This is a genomic window from Tistrella mobilis (genome assembly GCF_039634785.1).
Taxonomy (GTDB): Bacteria; Pseudomonadota; Alphaproteobacteria; order Tistrellales; family Tistrellaceae; genus Tistrella; species Tistrella mobilis.
This window is the reverse complement of the sequence record NZ_JBBIAB010000012.1, coordinates 32,353-51,996: the sequence shown is the minus strand read 5'-3', so window position 1 is coordinate 51,996 and position 19,644 is coordinate 32,353. Positions and strand designations below refer to the sequence as shown.

The window sequence follows — 19,644 nt, the reverse complement described above, 5'->3', positions numbered from 1 at the left end:
GGCCGGACCTTTCAGGATCTGACGGAAAAGACGGAACGCGCCCTCAGGGCACCACGGTCGCATAGCGCGCCGGGCCGGGCCCGGTCGCCGCACCGATCTGTGCGACCTTCAGGCCAAGAGTGGCGGGTGAGGTGAAGAAGTCGGCGTATTGTTGGGCGGCGGAATAGCTCCAGCTGCCGGCGCCCTCGACGATCACCGTGCGGCGGATGGCTGCCGTCTCGATCGGGCTCGCCAGGATGTCCAGCTGGTAGCGCTCGGCCGTCTCGCTCATCGGCTCGTCGGCGCCGTCGGTCCAGCCGGCCAGGCGGTCGGCGCGCAGCCAGCGGATCAGCACCGAGCCGTCGGTCTGCCGCTTCGCCTGAAGATCGACCGGCCGGAACGGCCGCAACCCGGCGCCGGTCAGGCTGTGGATGCGGGTGGGGCCGATCGCACCCGCAGGCGTCACCGCCCGGAAATGCAGCACGGCGCCGATATCGGCCGGCCGCCAGCCCATCACCGCCAGCCGCTCGGGATCCAGAAGATGAACGGTTTCGCCGATCGCATGGGCGCCGATCGCCGCCTCGGTGCCGCGCAGCCCGCGCCGCAGCCGCGACAGCCGCCAGAGACCGGCCGACAACCGCTCGATCGCCCCGAAGCTCAGGATCTCGGCCCCGACCAGGGCAAGGCTGCGGCCGCTTTCGGCATCGGCCTCGGTGATCCCGGCATCGACCCGCAGATCGTCGCCGAAATCGACCGTGACACTGGCCAGGTCGTCGCGGAGCGTCGCCGGGCCCGTCGCCAGAAGGGTGGTTGCCGTGCCGCTCGCGGCAGGCGCCAGCACCGCCACCTCTCGCCAGGGGCCGTCGGCCCTGTCGGCCACCTCCACCCGCGCCGCCCTGAGGCCGCCACCACCGCCGGTGACCATCACCACCAGCCCGGGATCGGGGGCGGGTTCCACCACCGGCGGCAGGTCCAGCACCGTCACCTCGGCCAGGCCTTCGGCGCGTGCCGGGGCCGTGGTCACCGGCGGGATGTCATCGGCACCAGGGCGGGCGGTGGCATGCAGACCGTCATGGTCGGCCACGGCCTCCACCTCGATCAGCCCGGGCGTGCCGAAGGCCATGCGTTCGATCCGAAGCCGGGCCGGCATCATCGGCAGGCGCGGATCGGGTGCAAGCGCGATCACGTCGCCCGGCTCCAGCAGCAGATCGCCGAAGCCCAGCCGGAAGCGCCAGCGGTCGCGCCCCACCAGCGTCTCGTCGGCGAGCGTGCGGGCGATGCGCGCCGCCTCGTCCGCCGTCAGCACCAGCGGCAGTTCCACCGCCTGGCGATCCTCGGCCCCGGCAAGGCTGCGCCGGGCCCGGGCCAGACCCGGCCGACCATCGGCGGCACCGTCGATGAAGGCGACACCGATCTCGCGCGGCATCTCGGCCTGCTGGATGCGGGTGCGCTCCACCAGCGGCGGCGGCTCGTCGCCGGCACCATGTGCCCCCAGCCGTCCCGGGTCGATCACGGCGGCGACCGGCCCGCCGCGGGGCACGAAGGCCAGTCGGCCGTCGCGCTCCACCGCATCCACGAACCAGCTGGCGAGCAAGGGCTCCAGCGCCTCGCGCGCGCTGCCCTGGCGGGCGACGACATATCCGCGCAGTGCCATGCCGCTGACGCCGGTCAGGTCCAGTTCGTCCGGATCCACACCGGCAGCCTGGGCCAGATCGGCGATCACCGCCCCCAGATCCGCCGTCTCCGCCGGCCGGGTCAGCGCCAGCCAGCGGTCGATCCAGGCGGCATTGTCGCCCGCCGGCACCCAGGGCACCGCCATCAGCCGCCCGCCCCCCGCGGCGAAGCCGACCACATGGCCGGGCTCGATCTCGACCGGTGTCGTCGCCACCCGCCCCGCCCGATCGATCAGCGCCACCCGGTCGGTGAAGACCACGACGACGATGCCGTCCGCTGCCTGGTGCAGGCCGACCGGCCGCTGATCCGGCCAGGGGTTGAGCGTCTGGTCCCGGTCGGCCGTGGCGGTCAGCCCGGCAAGATGACGCAGCCGCGCAGCCGACAGCAGCAGCAGGCCGGCGTCGTCGCCGCGCATCAGCGTCCGTGCCGCCGGCAACCCGTCCAGGATCATCGTGGCCTCCACGTCGCTGCCGCTGTCATCCAGCGCCCAAAGCGCCAGCAGGCCGCCCGGTCGGCCGCCCAGAATCCAGATCCGCGTGCCCCAGGCGCTGACACCGCGGACGTCGCCCGCCACCATCCCGGGCAGTGCCACCAGTCGATGGCGGCCGGTCTCGATTTCCACGAACACAGCCGCCGCCTCGCCGTCGCGCGCATAAAGCTGCACCGGCCGGTCGGCCGGCGCCCAGGCGCAGCCACGCCGGGCCGAGGTCAGCGGGATCGCGTGGCTCCAGCGTTCCTCCGCCAGCCAGCGACCGCCGGAGCTGCGCTGGCGGGCAACATGGCGGACCCGGTTCGCCATGTCGCTCGCGGTCACATGACGGGCGATCGCCCCATCCTCCGCGCCGCCATCCGTCGAGGTACAGGTATCCGTCCAGGCATAGGCATTGTCGCCGGCAATCCCGCCCGCAGGCCCCGTCAGCGCGTCGATCGGCGCGCCTGCGATCAGCGAGGGCAGCCGCCGCAGGCCATCGCGAGCAACCGGGGTGACGCTTGCAAAGGCGGCGGGATCCACCCCCGCCACCACGGGGCTGCCGCGCACGATTTCGGCCTCGATCAGCGGCACCCGGTTGCCATAGGGGGCAAGCGGCAGGTTCTGGAAGACGAGATAGGCAAGATCGCGGAAGGCCGGTGTCGCGGCCGCCCCTTCATGGGCCAGGATCAGCGGATCCGGCGCCTGATCGGCGGTCCCTCGATACAGCCGGAAATACCGGCCGGGCGCGGCAGAGGCGGCAATGCCGGCCAGCCCCGCCGCGGGATCGGCCGACCAGATCAGCGTCTCGTCGGCCCAGATCCGCCGGATGCCCAGGATCGGCCCCTGGGCGAAACCCACGGCAAAGCTTGCGAAGTACTCGTACTCCACCCGCCCGGCCGACAGCAGCCGGCCGGCGCCCAGGATGCCGAACACCCCGCCGACGGATGTGGTGACGGGGATGATGCGGCGACGTTCGGTGATCGGCCGCGCCCAGATGATGTTGCCCGCCAGCCGTACGCTGCCATAGACCCGTGGAATGACCCGGCCATGGCCGGTGGTCTGGACCGCCAGATCCTGCAGCCGCGGCCCCTCGCGCGGCTCGAACCCGCCGCTCGCCGCCCGGCGCGCCAGGCTGCCCAAGGCATCCCCCAGCCCGCCCGAGGGCAGCAACCCGCTGATCAGCGAGGTGAGAAAGAACCCGGCCATGATCACTCCGCCTCCAGCGCGCCCGGATCGGGTGTGAAGGGAAAGCCGCGGAAACTGGCGGCATTGTCGAAGCGCGTCGCACAGGTCGCCATCCGCTTGTCGCAGCCCACCCGCAGCCGGTAGCCGCAGCCGGCCGGGGGTGCCGTCGGCAGCGGCCTGGCAAGGACGATCCCGCCGGGCGTGCTGATCGCGACATCGGCCACAAGGCCGGCGAGTGCGCCGTCCAGGATCGTCAGGCGGCCGCCGTCGAACCAGCCGGCCGTTTCGGTCCGGGCGGGATCGGCGATCGCGGTGGCGGTTGCCGCGGCGATCACCCCCTCGACCTCGAACCCCGTGCCCGCCACCGTCACGCCGCAGCGGGCGTCGGCGAAATCGGCCGTACAATCCGGACCATAGGCGATGCCGATGCCCTGCTGCAGGCGCTGCGACACCCCCCGCAGCTCTGCCCGCCAGCGGCTGCCGGTGATGGAAATTTCGCCGATGCGGCCAGCCGCCAGCAGCAGCCGCCCGGCTTCGGGCGCCGTCCAGTCCGTAATGGCGAAGTCCACCCGGGCATCGTCGAACCGCCCGCAGGCGATATCCGCGGCCGAGACCGCGTCGTCATCCAGCGGCCCGCCGACATCGAGCCCGTCGACCCCAAGCCCGGTGCGGGCATCCACCGCCCCCGGCACCATACCGGCGCGGGCGCGGTAGAGCGTGCCCTCGACCACGAGATCGCGGTCATGATCGGTCAGGCCGATGACCGCGCCGTCATGGCGTTCCACCCGCCAGAGCCGGGCCAGACTGCCGAGCGGTCGGGCCAGTGCAGCGGCAAGCGCCGCCGAGGTCGTGCGCATGGTGTCTCCCCTCCCTCAAAGCCGGATCTCGACCAGCGGCACCGCACGCAGGGCCCCGATGCCATAGTCTTCCAGCGTCGCCGGCAGGTGGTCGGTGTCGAAGCGGACCGGCACGTCGAAAGCAAAGCCGGCCGTCAGCACCACCCCTGCCGCAGGCGCCACGGCAAGGCTGACCAGGCCGGTCGCGGCATCGACGGCGAAGGCCGCCGGGGGCAGTTCCGCCCCGTCCGCCGCCACCCGCACGCTGCCCGCGACGGGCTTCACGATCCGCCGGTCCACATGCCAGGGCGGCGTCTCGTAGCGCTTGATCAGCTGAAAGCCGGTGGTGCTGCCGTCCCCCTGGCCCAGCGGCTGGTCCAGCGGCCCGGGCGGACCATTGCCGGCATCGCTGCTGCAATCGGTCCAGTCCTTGAAGCGGAAACCGCAGGCCCGGCCACGGCGGGCGCGGAAAAAGGCGATCAGCCGGGCCAGCTGTTCAAGCCCGCGCACGCCCATGGCGATGTCGTACCGGGCGCGCGCCTCGGCCCAGTCGGCATTGCGCCGCTCATGGCCCGAAGCCAGCACCACGACATCGGTGGAAAATACCGGCCCGCCCGCAGACCCCCAGGCGATGTCCTCGGGGAAGCGGATGTCGTGAAAATCCTCGATCATCGCATCCGACCATCAACCATCGCGGCGGCGCGCGCGTTCGGCCGCCTCTGCCGCGGCACGGGCCGCCCAGGCCCGGCCCGGCTCCAGCCGGTCACGCCGTCCGGCCCGGCCGGCAAGTTCGTCGGCCGCGGCAGGCCGCGGCGTGGTATCGACCGTCTCGGTCATGTCTCGTTTCTCCTCAGAATTCCATGCAGACAGGGGGGGGCGGCCGCGGTGAGTTCCAGGGCGACGGCCGTGCCGTCGAAGCCGTTGGCGCTGATCAGCCCGGGTGGCAGCACCAGCCGCCGCCCGGCGCCGGCCCGCCCCAGATCCAGGATCACCGATACCGCCCCGGCCAGAGCGAGGCGGCCGGCGAGCGTCGCCGCCGTCACCCCGGGCTCGAAGCGGAGCGTCAGCGTCACGCCCCCGCCCAGCCAGGCGACCGGCGCCGGTCGATCCGGGGCCGTCTGGCCGTGAAGCCGGGCTGCCAGGGTCAGCCGGCAGCGCCGAAGCGGCGCCAGTGCCACCCCGTCGATCCACAGCCCGACATCCCCAAGGGTGATCCGCGGCGAGGTGTCCGCCGGCCCGAATACCGCAACCGTCTCGGGCTCAGCCGGGAGCCCGCGGAGCCGCACCCCCAGCCGCGGCGGGCCGGTCTCGTCCAGGTCGAGCGTCAGTCGCGCCGGACGGGCGCCGGTGACCCGGCTCGCAACCCCGCCGGCAGCCGGGGCAATCAGCACGCTCAGGGCCGGCCCCCCGCCCATCGACGGCACCAGCAGGTCGAGCAGGGCAAGGCTCGCCGGCATCTCAAGTTCAAGCATCGGCGCAACCGGCCCCCCGGCCAGAACCGGCTGGCCGGGCTCTGCCGGATCGGCACCGGTGCGGACGGGCCGTGTCATCTCCAGGTGGAGCGCCGTCACCACCGGCACCAGACCGGCGCCGGCCATCGTCTCCAGCCGCACCGCCAGCGGTGCCGGGGATCGGATCTGCATGTCATCTCCCCCTCCTCAGGCGCCGTCGATGCGCCAGAACACCGCCAGGGTCAGCCTGGCGCCCTCGGCATCCAGCGTCAGGGCGGCACGGCTGAGACCGGTCAGGCCGGCCACGACCCCGCCCCCCGCCTCCAGCGCCGTGCCGGGTGGGAAGGCCGCCAGCACGACATCGGCGGCGGCATCCAGCGCCGCCATGCCGGTGCCGGGCGGGGCTACCGCCTCGACGGTCTGGCGGCCGGTCAGCGCCGCATGGCCGCCGGTACCGGCGATCGCCGCCTCCATCGGCCCCGGAGACGGCACCAGCCAGGCACCCGCGGCGGGCGGGGGGCCGCCGCGGGTGTTGGGCCAGCGCACCGGCAGGCCGGCCGTGGCGGCCGCCGCCCCCAGCCGGGCATCGAAAGCAGCACGCAGCCGCGTCTGCACATCCGGGGCGAGCGAGGTCATCACCCGCCCTCCCCGCCGGCCGGCGCGCTGAGCTGCAACCGCCAAAGGTCCAGCACCGCCACCGGGCGGATCGCCTCACCCACCCGCCAGTCGGCGAGGCCGATCACGATCAGGTCGCCGGGGGCAGGTGCGACGCCCAGACCTTCGACCAGGGCCGGACGGCGCGGGCCCGATGCGGCCGAAAGATCGGGCAACTGCCCGGCGGCAACGGGATCGCGCCCCCAGATCAACCGCCCGGCCGCCAGCCGGGTGCGGGTCTCGGTCGTCCTCCCGCTCGCCGGGTCGAAGGCGGCGGTCACCCGGTCCAGCGCGCAGTCGAGCGCAAGCCCGCCCGCCCCCGCCAGCAGATCGCCCAGCATCCGGCCGAGCACGGCATCGATCCGGGTCATGTCCGCACCAGCCGGCGGCGGTGCCGCACCGGAGCCAGAGGCGCCAGCAGACGGGCGGCAAGCGCCAGCGCACCACCGGCCCCCGCCGCCTCGCCCGGGGTTTCGCCGTAATCGATCGCGATATCGCCGAGCGTCAGCCGCCGTGCGGCACCGCCGGCCGCCTGTTCGGCAAGCGGCCGGTCCAGCGCCGCCAGCGCCAGTTCGATACAGGCCTGTGCCACCGGGGCCGGCACGGCGACGCCGTCGAGCCCGATCCCGGTCGCAACCCGCGGCCAGGCCAGAGGCTGGCCGGGATCGGCCGGCTGGCCGATGAAGTCGTGGAAGGCATCGATATGGGCCGTCGCCTCGACCAGTGCCGCCAGACGGCGGCCGGCATCGGCATCGGCCCAGACGGCCCGGCCGCGGGCGGCGTGATGGGCATCGGCCTGGGCGAGGTCGGCATAGGTGGCGACGGTCATCGCACGATCCTCCCGTCGTGCCTCAGGCCACCGTCAGCCGCACGCCGGCCAGGCTCTTGACGTCGGCCGCGGCAACCTGCCAGTTGGTCTTCTGCTCCAGCGCCACATCGGTCGGATTGATGCCGCCGGCCACCACGTCCCAGGCGAAGCCGCGCAGCCGGACGTTGAAGGCGTATTCGCCCTGAATGCGCATCACCAGGTTCTCGAGCCCGGTGATCACGTCCGAGACGATCGAACGCTCCTCGCTTTCGGCCACCTCGATCGCATCCTCGACCAGCCCCAGAACCCGGTAGCGGTCGGGCGTGCCGGGCGTCACCAGCGCCGGGCTGTCGATCACCAGGGTCGGCCGGCCGAAGCTTGCGACCGTCCCCTGATAGATCGTCACCCCGGCCACCTCGAACACCTTGTCGGCGACGCTCTGGGCCATCAGGTCGTAATAGGGCTTGGAATGCATCACGAAGCACGAGATGCGACCGCCGGCATCGCCCAGCCGGGCCATGGCCCGGACCAGCGTGCCATGGGCAAGACCGGGATCGGCCTCGCCCGAGACGTCGAGATCGAGCGCGCCCACCCCCGACAGCGCGGCTGAGGCGGCCCTGAGTGCGGTGTCGACATAGTCGACCGCCACCGCCTTGCCGATCTGCCGGCCAAGCAGAAAGGACATCTCGCCCGGGTCGCGGCCCAGCTTGCGCAGGCTGTCCAGGGTGTTGGCGACCGGACCGATCCGGCGGTTGATCTTGATGCCGACGGTCTCGGCCTGGGCGAGCGGCGTGTCGGCAACCCCACCCACCCCGTCGATGTCGCGGCGGGTGACGAGCGAGGCGACGCGCGAGATGAAGCTCTCGGCCGCGTAATGGCCGCGGCGGCGTTCCGGCACCAGCCGGATGGCCCCGCCCGAGGCGGCGTTGAAGGCGTCGGCGTTCTGTTCCACAACCTCCACCATGCCGCCGAAGAATTCTTCGGGGGCGATGCGGAAGTCCTGCCGGGTTCCAATGGTCATGTCGTGACGTCTTTCGTGTGAAGGGTCTGAAGATCAGGGATCGAGGTCGAGATAGGCGGCACGGCCATGCTCGCGGATGAAGCGGGCACGTTCGGCCGGCCCGCCCAGATCGGCGCGGCGGCGATGGCGGCCGGCACCGGCTTCAGGACGGGCGCCGCCGCCATGGCTGTCGGGGGCGGCGAGATAGGCGGCCCCCTCGCCCGCGGCCCAGTCGGTGACGAAGTCGGCAAGCGGCCGCGTGCTGCCGTCGGCAAGCCGGGCGGTCAGCAGGCGGGCCCCCTCGTCGCCCGCCACCTCGATCAGCGGGCGGAGCAGGGCCGCGGCCCCCGCAACCAGCGCCGGCGCCACGCCGGCGCGGGCAAGCGCGGTTTCAAGCCCCTGATCGACGAGCAGGCGGTGCAGCTCGCCGCGTTCGCGCTCCATGCCGGCCGCAAGGCTGGCGAGTTCGGCGCGGTGCCGGCGATCCAGCCGGGCGCGCAGCGCAGCCAGGGCCGCGGCTTCTTCGGAAGCGGCCTCGCCGCTCTCGGTCAGGCTGGGCTCCGCGGGCATGGGGGAAGCTTCGGGCAAGCGGGTGTCCTGGGGCGGCACCGGCGGTGCCTCCCGGGTCTGGTCAGTCATGATCGGATGTCCTTAAACGCCGGCGGTGCCGGATGCGGCGCCGGCCGGCAGGATTTCGCCGCGGGTGAGCGCCCGGCGCAGTTCGCCGCGGGCGATCGCCCCGCTCTGCCAGGCCTCGACCAGCGCCGTCAGTTCGTCGGCGGCCATCGGCCGGGGCCAATAGTCGGTGTTCAGCGCCACGCGCGTGGGCGTCGCGGGCTCGATGCCGAGCCACGGTTTCGCCAGGTCGAGTGCGCGGCCAAGCCCGTCCCCGGCCGCCTGGGCAAGGGCCGACAGGGCCGAATTCTCGCCCTGCCGGTGGATTTCGGCGGTCAGCGCCGCCTCGGCGACCTTCTTCTCAGGCGCCAGCATGCGGGCGCCGAGCGCGGCCATCTGGGCTTCCTTGCGATCGAGCAGGCGTTCGAGCACGCCCAGCCCCTCGCCGCGGAATTCCAGAAAGAAGGCCCTGGCCTCGGGCGCCTCCAGCACCCAGGCCTCACCGGCCCCGATCGCCAGCGGTTCCGTGCCGTCGAAACGCTGGCCGGTGACCACCGCGGTCGGCAACCCGGTGTAATGGGCGCCATGCTCCAGATCGGCGCTGGTGCGGTAGTGGGAGAGGTTGACCTCGACCAGGTCGAGCAGCGGCGGCCGCGCCACCTCCAGCCCCGGCCCGCGCGGGCCGATGCACAGGAAGGGGATCCGGCCGAGTGGCCGGCCGGCGGCACGTGGCTCGATCTCTGCCACCAGGCTCGGCCGCTCGCCGCCGCCGCTCGCCCAGAGGCGCTGGCGATAGATGCCGTCGGGGTCCAGATCCAGGCTCCGGCGGCGCCGGATGCCCGCCTCGTCCTCGCCCTCGTCCAGCAGCACATGGACCAGATGCCGGCCCGCGCGGCCATGACCGCGATCGAGCCGCCAGTCCAGGATCGCCTCGGCCGGATAGGGTGCCAGATAGGGCAGTTGCCCGGCCTCGGCCGCGGCGGCCCTGCTCTGCGGCCCCCCCGCCTCGCCGGGCGGATGGTCGACCAGCAGGCCGATCCGGCCGGTGGTCAGCAGTTCCGCCACCACATGCTCGGCCAGGCGCCTGAAGCCGTCGCCGCTGCCGGTCGGATCGGCGATCACGGGGGCGAGCCCCGGTGCCGCCTCGATCTCGGGCGGCTTGCGGAACACCAGACCGCTCAGCCCGTCGATGGTGCGGGCGGTGGCGTTGTAAAACAGCGCCCTGTCGCGATAGCCGCGATAGGCCGTCTCGCTCTGGCCGTCCAGCCGCGGCAGATAGCGTTCGCCGGCGGCATGCACGGCCTCCTGCCCCGCCGCAACGTCGCGGCAGCGGGCCCAGGCGGCCCGGCGGGCGGCATGGGCCGGATGGACGCGGTCGGCAGCACCCGGCACACCGGGCGGGCCCGGTCCGAATGTCGTCATCGGATTTGTCCTCGACATGTCTGAAAAGGGGGGTGGTCTCAAAGACCGCCCAGCTTGAGGCGGACCACGCGCCCGCGTTCGGCATCCAGCCAGGACAGCAGCTGGCTCAACGCGTCGACCTGGTCGTCATGGGCGGCATTGGGGAAGATCGTCGCCTCGCGGACGAAATCATCGGCCCAGCCCGCCCCCGCCTCGATGGTGAAGCCGCCCGCCTCCAGCCGCGGTGTCGTCACCGCCAGCCGGGTGAGCTTGTCGGCCACCGGCCGCACCGCCTGAACCGGCAGGCGACCGGGTATGGCCTTCAGATCCTGGATCAGCGACTGGCCTGACGCCTTGTCCTCGACCAGGATCACCGAGGGCCGCCAGCGCGCGGCCAGGCGGGCCGCCTCGCGCCGCAGCGCCGGATATTCCAGCCGCTCGCGGAACACCTCCGCCAGATGCAGCCCGTCCTCATGCTCGATGACCGTCAGGCAGACGCTCGGATCGTTGAGCGCGTCCGCCTTGTAAGCGGTGTCCCAGCTCTGCAGCACCCGCCGGACCCGTGCCGGATCGGGCATGGCCGCAGGCCGCAGCCAGGCAGCCTTGATCAGCCCGCCCGCGGCCGGTGCCGGTCGCTGCAGATACTGTGCGGCATAGCCTGCCTCGCCCAGCATGCGCCGGGCCTCGGCCAGTTCATCGCCGCCCTCGCGTTCGGGATGCAGCGGCGTGCCCGGATGGCGCACCATCTGCACCCTGCCGAAATGGATGCGCTGAGCGCTCTCCACCTCGGCCGGCAGCGACAGATGGGTCCAGCCGCCACGGGCCAGCAGATGGCCCGAAAGGTCGGCCTCGTGCAGGCGCTGCATCACCACGATCATCGCACCCCGGCGCTTGTCGTTCAGCCGGGTGGAAAAGGTCTGGTCGAACCAGGTCAGCGTCGCCTCGCGCAGCGCCGCCGACTGGGCGCGGCGCGGATCATGCGGATCGTCGACGATCAGCAGATCTCCGCCATCGCCGGTCAGCGTACCGCCGACGGAGGTTGCAAACCGGAAGCCGTTGGCGGTGGTGCTGAAGCGCTGGGCGCGGTCGCGGCCGCGGCGGATACGGGTTGCGGGGAACAGGCTGCGGTACCAGTCGCTCTTCATCACCTCGCGGGTGTCGAGCGAATGACGCCGCGCCAGTTCATGGGCATAAGAGGCGACGACGACCCTGAGGGCCGGATCATGCCCCAGCCGCCAGGCCGGGTAGGCCACGGAAATGGTCAGGGATTTGAGCGAGCGCGGCGGCACGTTGACGATCAGCCGCCGGATCTCGCCCCGGCGCACCGCCTCCAGATATTCGGCCATCAGGTCGATATGCCAGTTGCCGAAAAACCTGCTGCCGGGGTCGACGGTGTTGAAACATCGGGCAAGGAAGCTGGGGAAGTGGCGCGCGGCAAGCAGCTCCAGCGCGTTCCCCGGGGGTGTCACCTCGGGAAACGGCGTCTGCGCGGCCGCAGAAAACCCGTCATGTGCGTCTCCGGCTATTGTGGAAGAACAGGGTGAAGATGGCGGAAAACCGCCCGCTTCGCCGCGGGCAACTCGCCATCATGGTGAAATAGTTACATCAAAATCGGCTAATGGTTGCATGGGAAGTTGTTGCAACGCCACGCTGGCCGCCGGGTCAGCCGGCCGCGGCCTCGGACAACCCATGGATGCGCTGAAAGATCAGGAAATCAAGCGGCGGGGGTGCCACCTCGGTCTGGGTCAGCATGTCGTGGGCCTGACCGCGATGATGGGTCTGGTGGTTGAACCAATGGCCCAGAAACAGGGCCAGCTGGTCCGAGAACCGGTCGCCGCGGGTGGTGGTGTAGGTGAAGGGCTCGGCGAAGCGCGACAGCGGCAGGGCGGTGATCGTCCCCAGAATGCGCTGATCCAGCCCGGCGCGCGCGTTGCGCAACTCGTTGAAATGGGCCCAGGGCTGGGCGTTCAGCGGCCGGTCGGGCGCCGTGGTGCCGTTCAGCCGGGCCAGGAACAGCTCGTCGACCACCATCATGTGGTTGAGCACGCCGCGGATGCTGCCGAAGAACGCCGCCCGCGGCCGTTCGAACTCCACCACAGGCAGGCGCGCCACCGCGTCATAGAGCCTGAGATTGGCCCAGGCATTGTAGCGGGCGAGGATGCCGAAATAGCTGGGCATGTCCATAAGGGTGCAACTCCGACTGGCGGTGGGCGGCGGAACCATGGCGGCCATCATGACCCGCCGCCACGCGCAGGGATATGGCGGGGTCGAAGAAAATCGCGAAAGGAAAACATCTCTAACGAGATATCACATCGAAATTTATCACCAATACGCGCATATCATCGAATGATCTTGCCTCATTGCGCGCATATCCTCTAGTCTCGCCTCACACGGCAATCCGGGAGGCGTGTCATGCATCGACGGACGGGACGGGCATTGCTTCTGTTGCTGATGCTGGCCCTGCCCGGCTGCGCCGGCAGTGATGCACCGGATCTGCCCGCCGCCCCAAGCCCGGTGGTGGAGCGTGCGGCCCAGTGGCGCGGCATCGCCGAGGATGCCGCCCTGCAGATCGGGGCCGGATTGCCGCCCGGCGCACGGCTGATGATCGCAGCACCCGACCGCCGAAGCGCCTTCGCCGACCGGCTGCCCGACCTGCTTGCCGCGGCGTTCATCCGCCAGGGGTTCGCGGTCTGGTCGGCGCCGCCCGGCGATGCGGCCCCTCTGGTCCAGGCATCCGCCCCCGGTTTCGATCTGCCACCGGCCGATGGATCGATCGGCCTGCTTCGGGTCGAAATCCGCATCACCGCGGTCGGCCACGATGCCGAGGATACCCGCAGCCTGCTGGAAGCCGGCCACTACACTCTGCTCGCCACCGGCGTCTATCTGCTCGAAAAAGCCGGCCGCGAGGGCGTGGATCTCGTCGCCAATCCGGGCTGGCTGATCGGTGCCGGCCTTGCCGCCGATCTCGCCAACTGGGCGGAGCGGCCCACCCCCTCGACGGAACTGGTGCTGGGGGTGCGGGTGCTGGACGGCACGCGCTATATCACCGCCACCGACCGGGTCTATCTGATCCGCGACGGCGATCGCGGCCTCTATACCGGCCGGCGGCGGGCCTCGCCCGACACGATCACCGTGCTCTACGATCCGCGCGGCGACAGCCTCTCGGATGCCCGCCAGGCGGCCGCCAGCCATTGCGCCCAGACCGCGCGCCGGCCGATGCTCGCCGCCCGCTGGGCCCCTGCACCCGATCTGCCCGACGATCCGGTCGATCTGGCGGTCGCAACCCTCGTCGACGATGGCGGCCGCCAGCCGCGTCACGGCGCGCGTTTCGACTGTGTCGATGGCGATGCGCGGTTCTGAGCCGTCCCCGGATCAAGGCCACCTCAGATGGGCTGGCCGCGATCCGCCTGGGCTTCGGTCAGCGCCTTCGCAAAGGTGTCCGGATCGACATTGCCGCCGGTCAGAACCACCATCACGGTCCGCCCGGCGATCGGCACCCGGCCGGCCAGAACCGCCGCAAGGGCTGCGGCACCGCCCGGTTCCACCACCAGCTTGAAGCGCGCGAAAGCGTAAAGCATGGCGCGCGCCACATCGGCATCGGTCACCGCCACGGCGGCATCGACCACCTGGGCGTTGATTGCAAAGGTCAGCGCGCCGGGGATGGGGGTCGCCAGCGCATCGCAGATCGTGCGCACGCCCGGCGCATTGCCGATCCGGCGTCCTTCGGCGATCGACCGGGCGGTATCGTCATGGCCGGCAGGCTCGGCGATCACCAGCGCCGGCCGGTCGGGCAGCGCCTGCAGGCAAAGTCCCGTACCCGCCGCCAACCCGCCGCCGCCGCAGGGCACCACCACCACATCGGGCCGCTGCCCCAGGCTTTCGGCCTGATCCAGCATTTCGACCGCGATGGAGCCCTGCCCCGCGATGACGTCGCGATCGTCATAGGCCGAGACCACGGTCATGCCGCGTTCGGCGCCGATCCGGCGGGTGATCCCCACCCGGTCGTCCGACAACCGGTCGTAGAACACGATCTCGGCGCCATAGGCGAGCACGCCCTCGATCTTGGTGCGCGGCGCATCGGCCGGCATCACGATCACCGCCGGTGCGCCGAATTCCTGCGCCGCCGCGGCCAGCCCCTGGGCATGATTGCCCGAGGAATAGCCGACCACACCGCGTGCCCGCATCTCGGGCGACATCAGCTCCAGCCGGTTATAGGCACCGCGATATTTGAACGAGCCGGTGTGCTGCAGCACCTCGGCCTTGACCAGCAGCCGCCCGCCCAGTTCGGCATCCACGCGGGCGGAGCGCAGCAGCGGCGTCTCGATCATCGACGATCGCATGCGGATCCAGGTCCGCCGCAGCATCGACAGGGTCGGCCAGTTCGACGCCTGGATCTGCTGCAGGCTCGGCCGGGCCCGCGGGGGCAGGATCACGGTGCCGGTGCGGTCGGCATCGATCACCGGCAGATCCACCGCCTCTTCCGGACGGCGAAGCCCGCCCCAGAGGTTCAGCGCGGGCTCCAGCGGCACGCCGGCACGCGCCCGCGCCGCCGCACTCAGCGGCCGCGCGGCAGGCTTGGGACCGGGGGCATAGGCCGACGAAGCGGCCGTGGTCGAGGTCGGGCGGTCCGGGTCGAAGGGCATGGCATCGCCGTCTGAAGCGGGACAGAAGGCCCCAGCATATATCACGCCCGGCCCGGCGCCGACCATCGGCCCGCTCCGCAAGGCTCCGGCGAAAAAAGCTCACACCTTCGATGATCCGCCGTGATTATAAGCGGAATGGTGGCGGCGCCGCGGCAGCGCTGTCCCCCTGTTCGACGCGTGGAGGACCGCCGATGGAACTCGCCAACCAGCTGATCTTCGTAGGCGCCGCCCTCGTGTTGATCAGCATCGGGGCCAGCCTGGTCTCCTCCCGCTTCGGCATGCCGCTGCTGCTGGTCTTCCTTCTGCTCGGCCTTGCCGCCGGGCCGGAGGGTCTGGGCGGCATCGTCTTCGCCGACATAGATTCCGCCGCCCTGATCGGCTCGCTCGCCCTGGCGGTGATCCTGTTCGACGGCGGCCTCAAGACCAAGGGGGAGAATTTCCGCGTCGCCCTCTGGCCCGCCACATCGCTCGCCACCATCGGCGTGCTGATCACCGCCGGCCTCACCGGCCTGATCGGCTGGGCGCTGTTCGATCAGCTCGGGCTGATGGCCGGCCTGCTGCTCGGCGCCATCCTCAGCCCCACCGACGCCGCGGCGGTGTTCTTCCTGCTCGGCAGCCGCGGGCTGGTGCTGAAGGAACGGGTCGGCGCCACGCTCGAAATCGAAAGCGGCAGCAATGATCCGATGGCGGTCTTCCTCACCATCGGCCTGGTCGAGCTGCTGGTGGCCGGTGCCGCAGGCGGCAACGGCCTGGGTGTGGTCGAACTCGCCGGCATCTTCGTCCTGCAGATGGGGCTCGGGGCCGGTTTCGGCCTGGTCGCGGGCCATGTGCTGGGACTGGGCATCAACCGGCTGCGCCTCGCCTCGGGCCTCTATCCGCTGCTGGCGCTGGCGGGCGCCCTCTTCACCTTCGGCCTGACCGCGGTGCTCGGCGGCAGCGGCTTCCTCGCCGTCTATCTGATGGGGCTGATGCTCGGCAACCGGAAGCTTCAGGGCTTCCACAACATCATGCGCTTCCATGACGGGCTCACCTGGCTCGCCCAGATCGTGATGTTCCTGATGCTGGGGCTGATGGTGCTGCCATCGGGGCTGATCGCGATCGCGCCGCTCGCCCTGCCGCTCGCCTTCGTGCTGATGCTGGTGGTGCGCCCGATCGCCGTCTGGGTGTCGCTGCTGCCCTTCAACTTTTCGAAGGCGGAACAGGCTTTCATCTCGTGGGTGGGCCTGCGCGGCGCAGTGCCGATGGTTCTCGCCCTTTTCCCCACGGCCGCCGGGCTCGATGTCGGCCCGCTCTATTTCGGCATCGCCTTCTGGGTCGTCGTGGTCTCGCTCACCATCCAGGGCTGGACGATCACCCCGCTTGCCCGCTGGCTGAAGCTGGAGATCCCGTCGAAATCCGGCCCGATCGACCGTATCGAAATCTCACTGCCCGAACTGCCCGACCACGAGATCGTGGGTTATGCGATCGAGGACGACAGCCCGCTGGTCGATCGCCATCCGCGCCTGCCGCCCTGGGCGCAGCCGCTGCTTCTGGTGCGGGAAAAGACCCTGACCACCCCTGCGCCGGGCTTCCGCCTGGCTGTCGGCGACACGCTCTATCTGCTGGCGCCGCCCTGGAAACTGCCGGATCTGGACGCGGTCTTCGGCGGCCGGGCGGAAGAGGATGCCGCCTTCTTCGGTGCCTTCACCCTGAACGGCGACGCCCGGCTGTCGGGGCTGGGCGATGCCTATGGCGTGCCGGTGCCGGCCGAGGCGCTGCGCGAGACGCTGGCCGATTTCATCGATCGCCAGTTCAACCGGGCGCCCGTGGTCGGCGATGTGGTCTTCCTCGGCAATGTCGCCCTGATCGTACGCGAACGCGACGAGACCGGCCGGGTCACGAAGGTCGGCCTCGATCTCGACGGGCTGAAGCGCCGCGCGCCCCGCGTCCCCTTCCTGCCCGACTGGCCGACACTGGTCCGCGCCGCCCGCCATCTGGGCCCGGGCCCCGCCCGGGCCGTCCGCCGCCTGCGCGACCGCAGCCGCGGCACCACCGCCACCCCCGTCGCCGCCCGGCCCGCCGACAGCACCCGCCGCGGCCTGGCGGAGCGCCTGCGGCGGATGCTCAGGCGTGGCGAAAAGTAAGGTCACACCACGTCGAAGGTCAGCTCACCCACATGTTCGATGCCGCAGCGGACCTTCTGGCCGCGGGCGATCGGGCCCACACCGGCGGGGGTGCCGGTGAAGACGATGTCGCCGGGCTTGAGCGCGATATAGCGCGACAGTTCGGCGATCACCTCGGCCGTGGTGCGGATCATCTGGTTGAGGTCGGCCTGCTGGCGCATCTGGCCGTCGACTTCCAGCCAGATCCGGCCGCGCTGCGGATGGCCGAAGCTCTCGACGCGGGCAAGCGCGCCCACCGGCGCCGCCTGGTCGAAGCTCTTCGCCATGTCCCAGGGGCCGCCGCGGTCACGGGCCGCGTTCTGAAGGTCGCGCCGGGTCAGGTCCACGCCCACGGCATAGCCGTAGACCAGCGACAGCGCCTGATCGGCCGGCACATTCGCGCCCTCGCGGCCGATCGCCGCCACCAGCTCTACCTCGTGATGCAGGTTGGCGGTCATCGGCGGATAGGCGACCTTTGCGCCGTCGGCAACCACGCAATCGGCCGGCTTGATGAAGAACACCGCCGCCTCGGCACTCACATCGGTGCCGCCCATCTCGCGGATATGGTCCGCGTAGTTCTTGCCGATGCAGAACACGCGGCGGACCGGAAACCGGATCGCCGAGCCGCGTATCGGCAATGTCGGCGCCTCCCAGGATGCCACCGCCAGACCGTAGGTCATGCTCCCTCCCCCCCTTGGATCGATCTCGTCCCGGGGCGCAGGGTCATGGGTGCGGGTGCAGGCCGCCCTCGCCACCGGGGCGAGAAAGATACGTCCGCACCCGGTCCATGTTAAGCGTTTGTGATATATCCCGGTGATTTTGCGTCCGAAAGTTACGCCAGCCGGTCGCGCGGCGTGGCGCCGGCGAAGAAGGCATCCAGATTGTCCAGCGCCCGGAAGCCCATCGCGGCCCGGGTCTCGACGGTGGAGGTGCCCATATGCGGCAGCAGATAGGCGTTGTCGAGCTCGGCCCAGCGCGGGTCGAATTGCGGCTCGCCGGTGAAGACGTCGAGCCCCGCCGCCTGCAACCGGCCCGACGTCAGCGCCGCAATCGCCGCCGCATCGTCCACCAGCGGCCCGCGCGCGGTGTTGACCAGAATGGCCCCGGCGGGCAGTCGGGCGATCCGCTCCGCATTGATCATGCCGATGGTCTCGGGCGTCGCCGGGCAGTGCAGCGACAGCACATCGGCCACCGCCACCAGATCGTCCAGGCTGTCATGATAGACGGCGTCGGCAAGATCGGCGCCCAGTGCCGCCTCATCCAGCCGGCGGCGCTGATGATAATGAATGGTCATGCCGAAAGCCTTCGCCCGGCGGGCCGTCGCCTGGCCGATACGCCCGAAGCCGACCAGCCCCAGCCGCCGGCCGCGAAGATCGGTGCCCAGCATGAAGGTCGGCGACCAGCCCGACCAGCCGCCGGTGCGCAGCATGCGCTGCCCTTCATAGGCGCGGCGAGCCGCCCCCAGCATGACCAGCATGGCGATATCGGCCGTCGCCTCGGCCACGACATCGGGGGTGTTGAACACCTGCAGCCCGCGCGCCTTCGCCGCCGCAAGGTCGATATGGTCATAGCCGACCGAGAAGGTGGCGATCGCCTCGACGCAGGCGGGCAGCCCCTCGATCGCCGCCCGGTCCATGCGCTCGGTCGGGGTCAGCAGGATGCCGCGGGCGGCATTGTCGGCCGCCAGCGCCGCCAGCTCTGCGGCCGGGATCGGCCGGTCCTCGGCCAGACGGATCACGCGGTAGTCGCGCGCCGCCCGCTCCTCCACGGCGTCGGGCAGATGGCGGGTGACGACCAGGACCGGACGATCGGCAGGGGCGGACATGGGGCATTTCTCCCGGATCTGAGGAACGGTCCGCAGCATATCCCGAGCCCGTCGGGCTCCGCCACCCCGTGTTCAACAGCATGGTTCTGTTGTTCTTAAAAACTACTCCTTAAATATGTGTTGTTTATGGGATCCACCGGACCTACATTGCTTTCCAACATGCTGATCCGCATTCAACAGATCGGATCCGTTTTTATCATTCCGCCCGCCGGAACCGGCGTGGGGAGGAGACCGATGACCGCGCTGCTGCCCGTTTCGCTCGATCTGCGCCGCCTGCCCGTCGCCGTGGCCGGCCATGGAGAGAAGGCGCTCACCCGCCTCGCCATGATCATAGAGGCGGGCGCCATTCATCCGCGTGTCTACGCACCGGATGCGCCCGCGGATTTCATCGCCCGGGCAGAGGCGCTGGGTGGCGTGGTGGTCGACCGGCTGCCGAGCGATGCCGAACTCGACGATCTGCGGGTGCTGTTCGTCGCCGATCTGGATGTCGAGACCGCCCGGCCGCTTCATGACCGGGCAGAGGCCTATAAGGTGCTGGTGAATGTCGAGGATGTGGTGCCGCTCTGCGCGCTGCAGGTGCCGTCGGTGCTGCGCCGCGGCGATCTGGCGATCGCCATCTCCACCGCCGGCGCCAGCCCCAGCCTCGCCATCGCCATGAAGCGTGAACTCGCCCGGCTGATCGGGCCCGAATGGGCCGAGAGGACGGCCGCCATCCGCCGCCTGCGCATGGCGCTGCGCGGTGCCGGCACGCCCCCCGCCGCGGTGAAGTCCGCAACCGACGAGATGATCCGGCGCGAAGGCTGGCTGCCCCTCGGCGGCGCCGCACCGCGTTCCGACGAAACCGATACCGATACTGCTGCAACCACCCCGACCGACCATCCCCGCCGTGTGAAGGCCTGACCCTTCCCCTCCCCGGAAGGCCGGGGACGGAGGTCAGGGCCGGACGAACGACAAAAGACC

At 71.1% G+C, this 19,644-nt stretch carries 20 protein-coding genes; 4 read left to right on the top strand and 16 right to left on the bottom strand.

Annotated elements, in window-relative coordinates; all coding sequences use genetic code 11:
• Positions 1-43: 43 nt before the first annotated feature.
• From WI697_RS17495 to WI697_RS17435, 13 genes are all read right to left on the bottom strand, one after another.
• A complete protein-coding gene (locus tag WI697_RS17495) occupies positions 44-3,331 on the bottom strand; it encodes a phage tail protein (RefSeq protein ID WP_345959342.1) in 3,288 nt (1,095 codons plus the stop codon).
• Positions 3,332-3,333: 2 nt separating this feature from the next.
• The gene (locus WI697_RS17490) at positions 3,334-4,167 is read right to left on the bottom strand and encodes a DUF2163 domain-containing protein (protein WP_345959341.1); all 834 of its coding nucleotides are present in this window, start codon (positions 4,165-4,167) and stop codon (positions 3,334-3,336) included.
• Positions 4,168-4,182: 15 nt separating this feature from the next.
• On the bottom strand, positions 4,183-4,818 hold the full coding sequence (locus WI697_RS17485) for a DUF2460 domain-containing protein (RefSeq protein WP_062769869.1): 636 nt from the start codon (positions 4,816-4,818) through the stop codon (positions 4,183-4,185).
• Between the two features lie 12 nt (positions 4,819-4,830).
• Positions 4,831-4,983, bottom strand: coding sequence for a hypothetical protein (locus WI697_RS17480; protein ID WP_014745833.1), 153 nt, complete (start codon positions 4,981-4,983; stop codon positions 4,831-4,833).
• Entirely contained in the window at positions 4,980-5,789 is an 810-nt protein-coding gene (locus WI697_RS17475; protein ID WP_345959340.1) for a hypothetical protein, read from the bottom strand. Before WI697_RS17475 ends, WI697_RS17480 begins: the two co-directional genes overlap by 4 nt.
• A gap of 15 nt (positions 5,790-5,804) precedes the next feature.
• Positions 5,805-6,233, bottom strand: coding sequence for a phage tail terminator-like protein (locus WI697_RS17470; RefSeq protein ID WP_345959339.1), 429 nt, complete (start codon positions 6,231-6,233; stop codon positions 5,805-5,807).
• On the bottom strand, positions 6,233-6,622 hold the full coding sequence (locus tag WI697_RS17465; protein WP_345959338.1) for a hypothetical protein: 390 nt from the start codon (positions 6,620-6,622) through the stop codon (positions 6,233-6,235). Before WI697_RS17465 ends, WI697_RS17470 begins: the two co-directional genes overlap by 1 nt.
• A complete protein-coding gene (locus WI697_RS17460; protein ID WP_345959337.1) occupies positions 6,619-7,080 on the bottom strand; it encodes a DnaT-like ssDNA-binding protein in 462 nt (153 codons plus the stop codon). Before WI697_RS17460 ends, WI697_RS17465 begins: the two co-directional genes overlap by 4 nt.
• A gap of 22 nt (positions 7,081-7,102) precedes the next feature.
• Positions 7,103-8,080 carry a major capsid protein gene (locus tag WI697_RS17455; RefSeq protein ID WP_345959336.1) on the bottom strand — a complete coding sequence of 326 codons (978 nt, stop codon included), beginning with the start codon at positions 8,078-8,080 and terminating at the stop codon, positions 7,103-7,105.
• Between the two features lie 33 nt (positions 8,081-8,113).
• The gene (locus WI697_RS17450) at positions 8,114-8,698 is read right to left on the bottom strand and encodes a hypothetical protein (RefSeq protein WP_345959335.1); all 585 of its coding nucleotides are present in this window, start codon (positions 8,696-8,698) and stop codon (positions 8,114-8,116) included.
• 12 nt (positions 8,699-8,710) lie between these two features.
• Complete coding sequence (locus WI697_RS17445; protein WP_345959334.1) at positions 8,711-10,096, bottom strand: DUF4055 domain-containing protein; 1,386 nt, start codon at positions 10,094-10,096, stop codon at positions 8,711-8,713.
• Between the two features lie 38 nt (positions 10,097-10,134).
• Entirely contained in the window at positions 10,135-11,544 is a 1,410-nt protein-coding gene (terL, locus tag WI697_RS17440; protein ID WP_345959333.1) for a phage terminase large subunit, read from the bottom strand.
• 193 nt (positions 11,545-11,737) lie between these two features.
• Complete coding sequence (locus WI697_RS17435; RefSeq protein ID WP_062761796.1) at positions 11,738-12,259, bottom strand: DinB family protein; 522 nt, start codon at positions 12,257-12,259, stop codon at positions 11,738-11,740.
• Between WI697_RS17435 and WI697_RS17430 the strand changes: the two genes are divergently transcribed.
• Positions 12,252-12,425 (top strand): hypothetical protein, encoded by a 174-nt coding sequence (locus tag WI697_RS17430; RefSeq protein ID WP_296717586.1) that lies wholly within the window; start codon positions 12,252-12,254, stop codon positions 12,423-12,425. The two genes, WI697_RS17435 and WI697_RS17430, sit on opposite strands and share 8 nt — an antisense overlap.
• A 62-nt stretch (positions 12,426-12,487) precedes the next feature.
• Positions 12,488-13,435 carry a hypothetical protein gene (locus tag WI697_RS17425; protein WP_345959332.1) on the top strand — a complete coding sequence of 316 codons (948 nt, stop codon included), beginning with the start codon at positions 12,488-12,490 and terminating at the stop codon, positions 13,433-13,435.
• A gap of 23 nt (positions 13,436-13,458) precedes the next feature.
• Here WI697_RS17425 and WI697_RS17420 read toward each other — a convergent pair whose 3' ends face one another.
• Positions 13,459-14,718, bottom strand: coding sequence for a threonine ammonia-lyase (locus tag WI697_RS17420; RefSeq protein WP_345959330.1), 1,260 nt, complete (start codon positions 14,716-14,718; stop codon positions 13,459-13,461).
• 191 nt (positions 14,719-14,909) lie between these two features.
• Between WI697_RS17420 and WI697_RS17415 the strand changes: the two genes are divergently transcribed.
• Positions 14,910-16,841: a potassium/proton antiporter gene (locus WI697_RS17415; protein ID WP_345959329.1), complete on the top strand. Its 1,932-nt coding sequence runs from the start codon at positions 14,910-14,912 to the stop codon at positions 16,839-16,841.
• A gap of 2 nt (positions 16,842-16,843) precedes the next feature.
• Here WI697_RS17415 and WI697_RS17410 read toward each other — a convergent pair whose 3' ends face one another.
• Positions 16,844-17,539, bottom strand: a complete 696-nt coding sequence (locus tag WI697_RS17410; protein WP_014745848.1) for a fumarylacetoacetate hydrolase family protein — start codon at positions 17,537-17,539, stop codon at positions 16,844-16,846.
• A gap of 152 nt (positions 17,540-17,691) precedes the next feature.
• A complete protein-coding gene (locus tag WI697_RS17405; protein WP_345959328.1) occupies positions 17,692-18,684 on the bottom strand; it encodes a 2-hydroxyacid dehydrogenase in 993 nt (330 codons plus the stop codon).
• 234 nt (positions 18,685-18,918) lie between these two features.
• Between WI697_RS17405 and WI697_RS17400 the strand changes: the two genes are divergently transcribed.
• A complete protein-coding gene (locus WI697_RS17400) occupies positions 18,919-19,584 on the top strand; it encodes a precorrin-2 dehydrogenase/sirohydrochlorin ferrochelatase family protein (protein ID WP_345959327.1) in 666 nt (221 codons plus the stop codon).
• Positions 19,585-19,644: the final 60 nt, after the last annotated feature.

What these genes read in the sequence shown, in the direction of transcription:
- WI697_RS17495 (WP_345959342.1), bottom strand. Translation starts at nt 3,331, where the DNA reads ATGGCCGGGTTCTTTCTCACCTCGCTGATCAGCGGGTTGCTGCCCTCG.
- WI697_RS17490 (WP_345959341.1), bottom strand. Translation starts at nt 4,167, where the DNA reads ATGCGCACGACCTCGGCGGCGCTTGCCGCTGCACTGGCCCGACCGCTC.
- WI697_RS17485 (WP_062769869.1), bottom strand. Translation starts at nt 4,818, where the DNA reads ATGATCGAGGATTTTCACGACATCCGCTTCCCCGAGGACATCGCCTGG.
- WI697_RS17480 (WP_014745833.1), bottom strand. Translation starts at nt 4,983, where the DNA reads ATGACCGAGACGGTCGATACCACGCCGCGGCCTGCCGCGGCCGACGAA.
- WI697_RS17475 (WP_345959340.1), bottom strand. Translation starts at nt 5,789, where the DNA reads ATGCAGATCCGATCCCCGGCACCGCTGGCGGTGCGGCTGGAGACGATG.
- WI697_RS17470 (WP_345959339.1), bottom strand. Translation starts at nt 6,233, where the DNA reads ATGACCTCGCTCGCCCCGGATGTGCAGACGCGGCTGCGTGCTGCTTTC.
- WI697_RS17465 (WP_345959338.1), bottom strand. Translation starts at nt 6,622, where the DNA reads ATGACCCGGATCGATGCCGTGCTCGGCCGGATGCTGGGCGATCTGCTG.
- WI697_RS17460 (WP_345959337.1), bottom strand. Translation starts at nt 7,080, where the DNA reads ATGACCGTCGCCACCTATGCCGACCTCGCCCAGGCCGATGCCCATCAC.
- WI697_RS17455 (WP_345959336.1), bottom strand. Translation starts at nt 8,080, where the DNA reads ATGACCATTGGAACCCGGCAGGACTTCCGCATCGCCCCCGAAGAATTC.
- WI697_RS17450 (WP_345959335.1), bottom strand. Translation starts at nt 8,698, where the DNA reads ATGACTGACCAGACCCGGGAGGCACCGCCGGTGCCGCCCCAGGACACC.
- WI697_RS17445 (WP_345959334.1), bottom strand. Translation starts at nt 10,096, where the DNA reads ATGACGACATTCGGACCGGGCCCGCCCGGTGTGCCGGGTGCTGCCGAC.
- WI697_RS17430 (WP_296717586.1), top strand. Translation starts at nt 12,252, where the DNA reads ATGTCCATAAGGGTGCAACTCCGACTGGCGGTGGGCGGCGGAACCATG.
- WI697_RS17435 (WP_062761796.1), bottom strand. Translation starts at nt 12,259, where the DNA reads ATGGACATGCCCAGCTATTTCGGCATCCTCGCCCGCTACAATGCCTGG.
- WI697_RS17425 (WP_345959332.1), top strand. Translation starts at nt 12,488, where the DNA reads ATGCATCGACGGACGGGACGGGCATTGCTTCTGTTGCTGATGCTGGCC.
- WI697_RS17420 (WP_345959330.1), bottom strand. Translation starts at nt 14,718, where the DNA reads ATGCCCTTCGACCCGGACCGCCCGACCTCGACCACGGCCGCTTCGTCG.
- WI697_RS17415 (WP_345959329.1), top strand. Translation starts at nt 14,910, where the DNA reads ATGGAACTCGCCAACCAGCTGATCTTCGTAGGCGCCGCCCTCGTGTTG.
- WI697_RS17410 (WP_014745848.1), bottom strand. Translation starts at nt 17,539, where the DNA reads ATGACCTACGGTCTGGCGGTGGCATCCTGGGAGGCGCCGACATTGCCG.
- WI697_RS17405 (WP_345959328.1), bottom strand. Translation starts at nt 18,684, where the DNA reads ATGTCCGCCCCTGCCGATCGTCCGGTCCTGGTCGTCACCCGCCATCTG.
- WI697_RS17400 (WP_345959327.1), top strand. Translation starts at nt 18,919, where the DNA reads ATGACCGCGCTGCTGCCCGTTTCGCTCGATCTGCGCCGCCTGCCCGTC.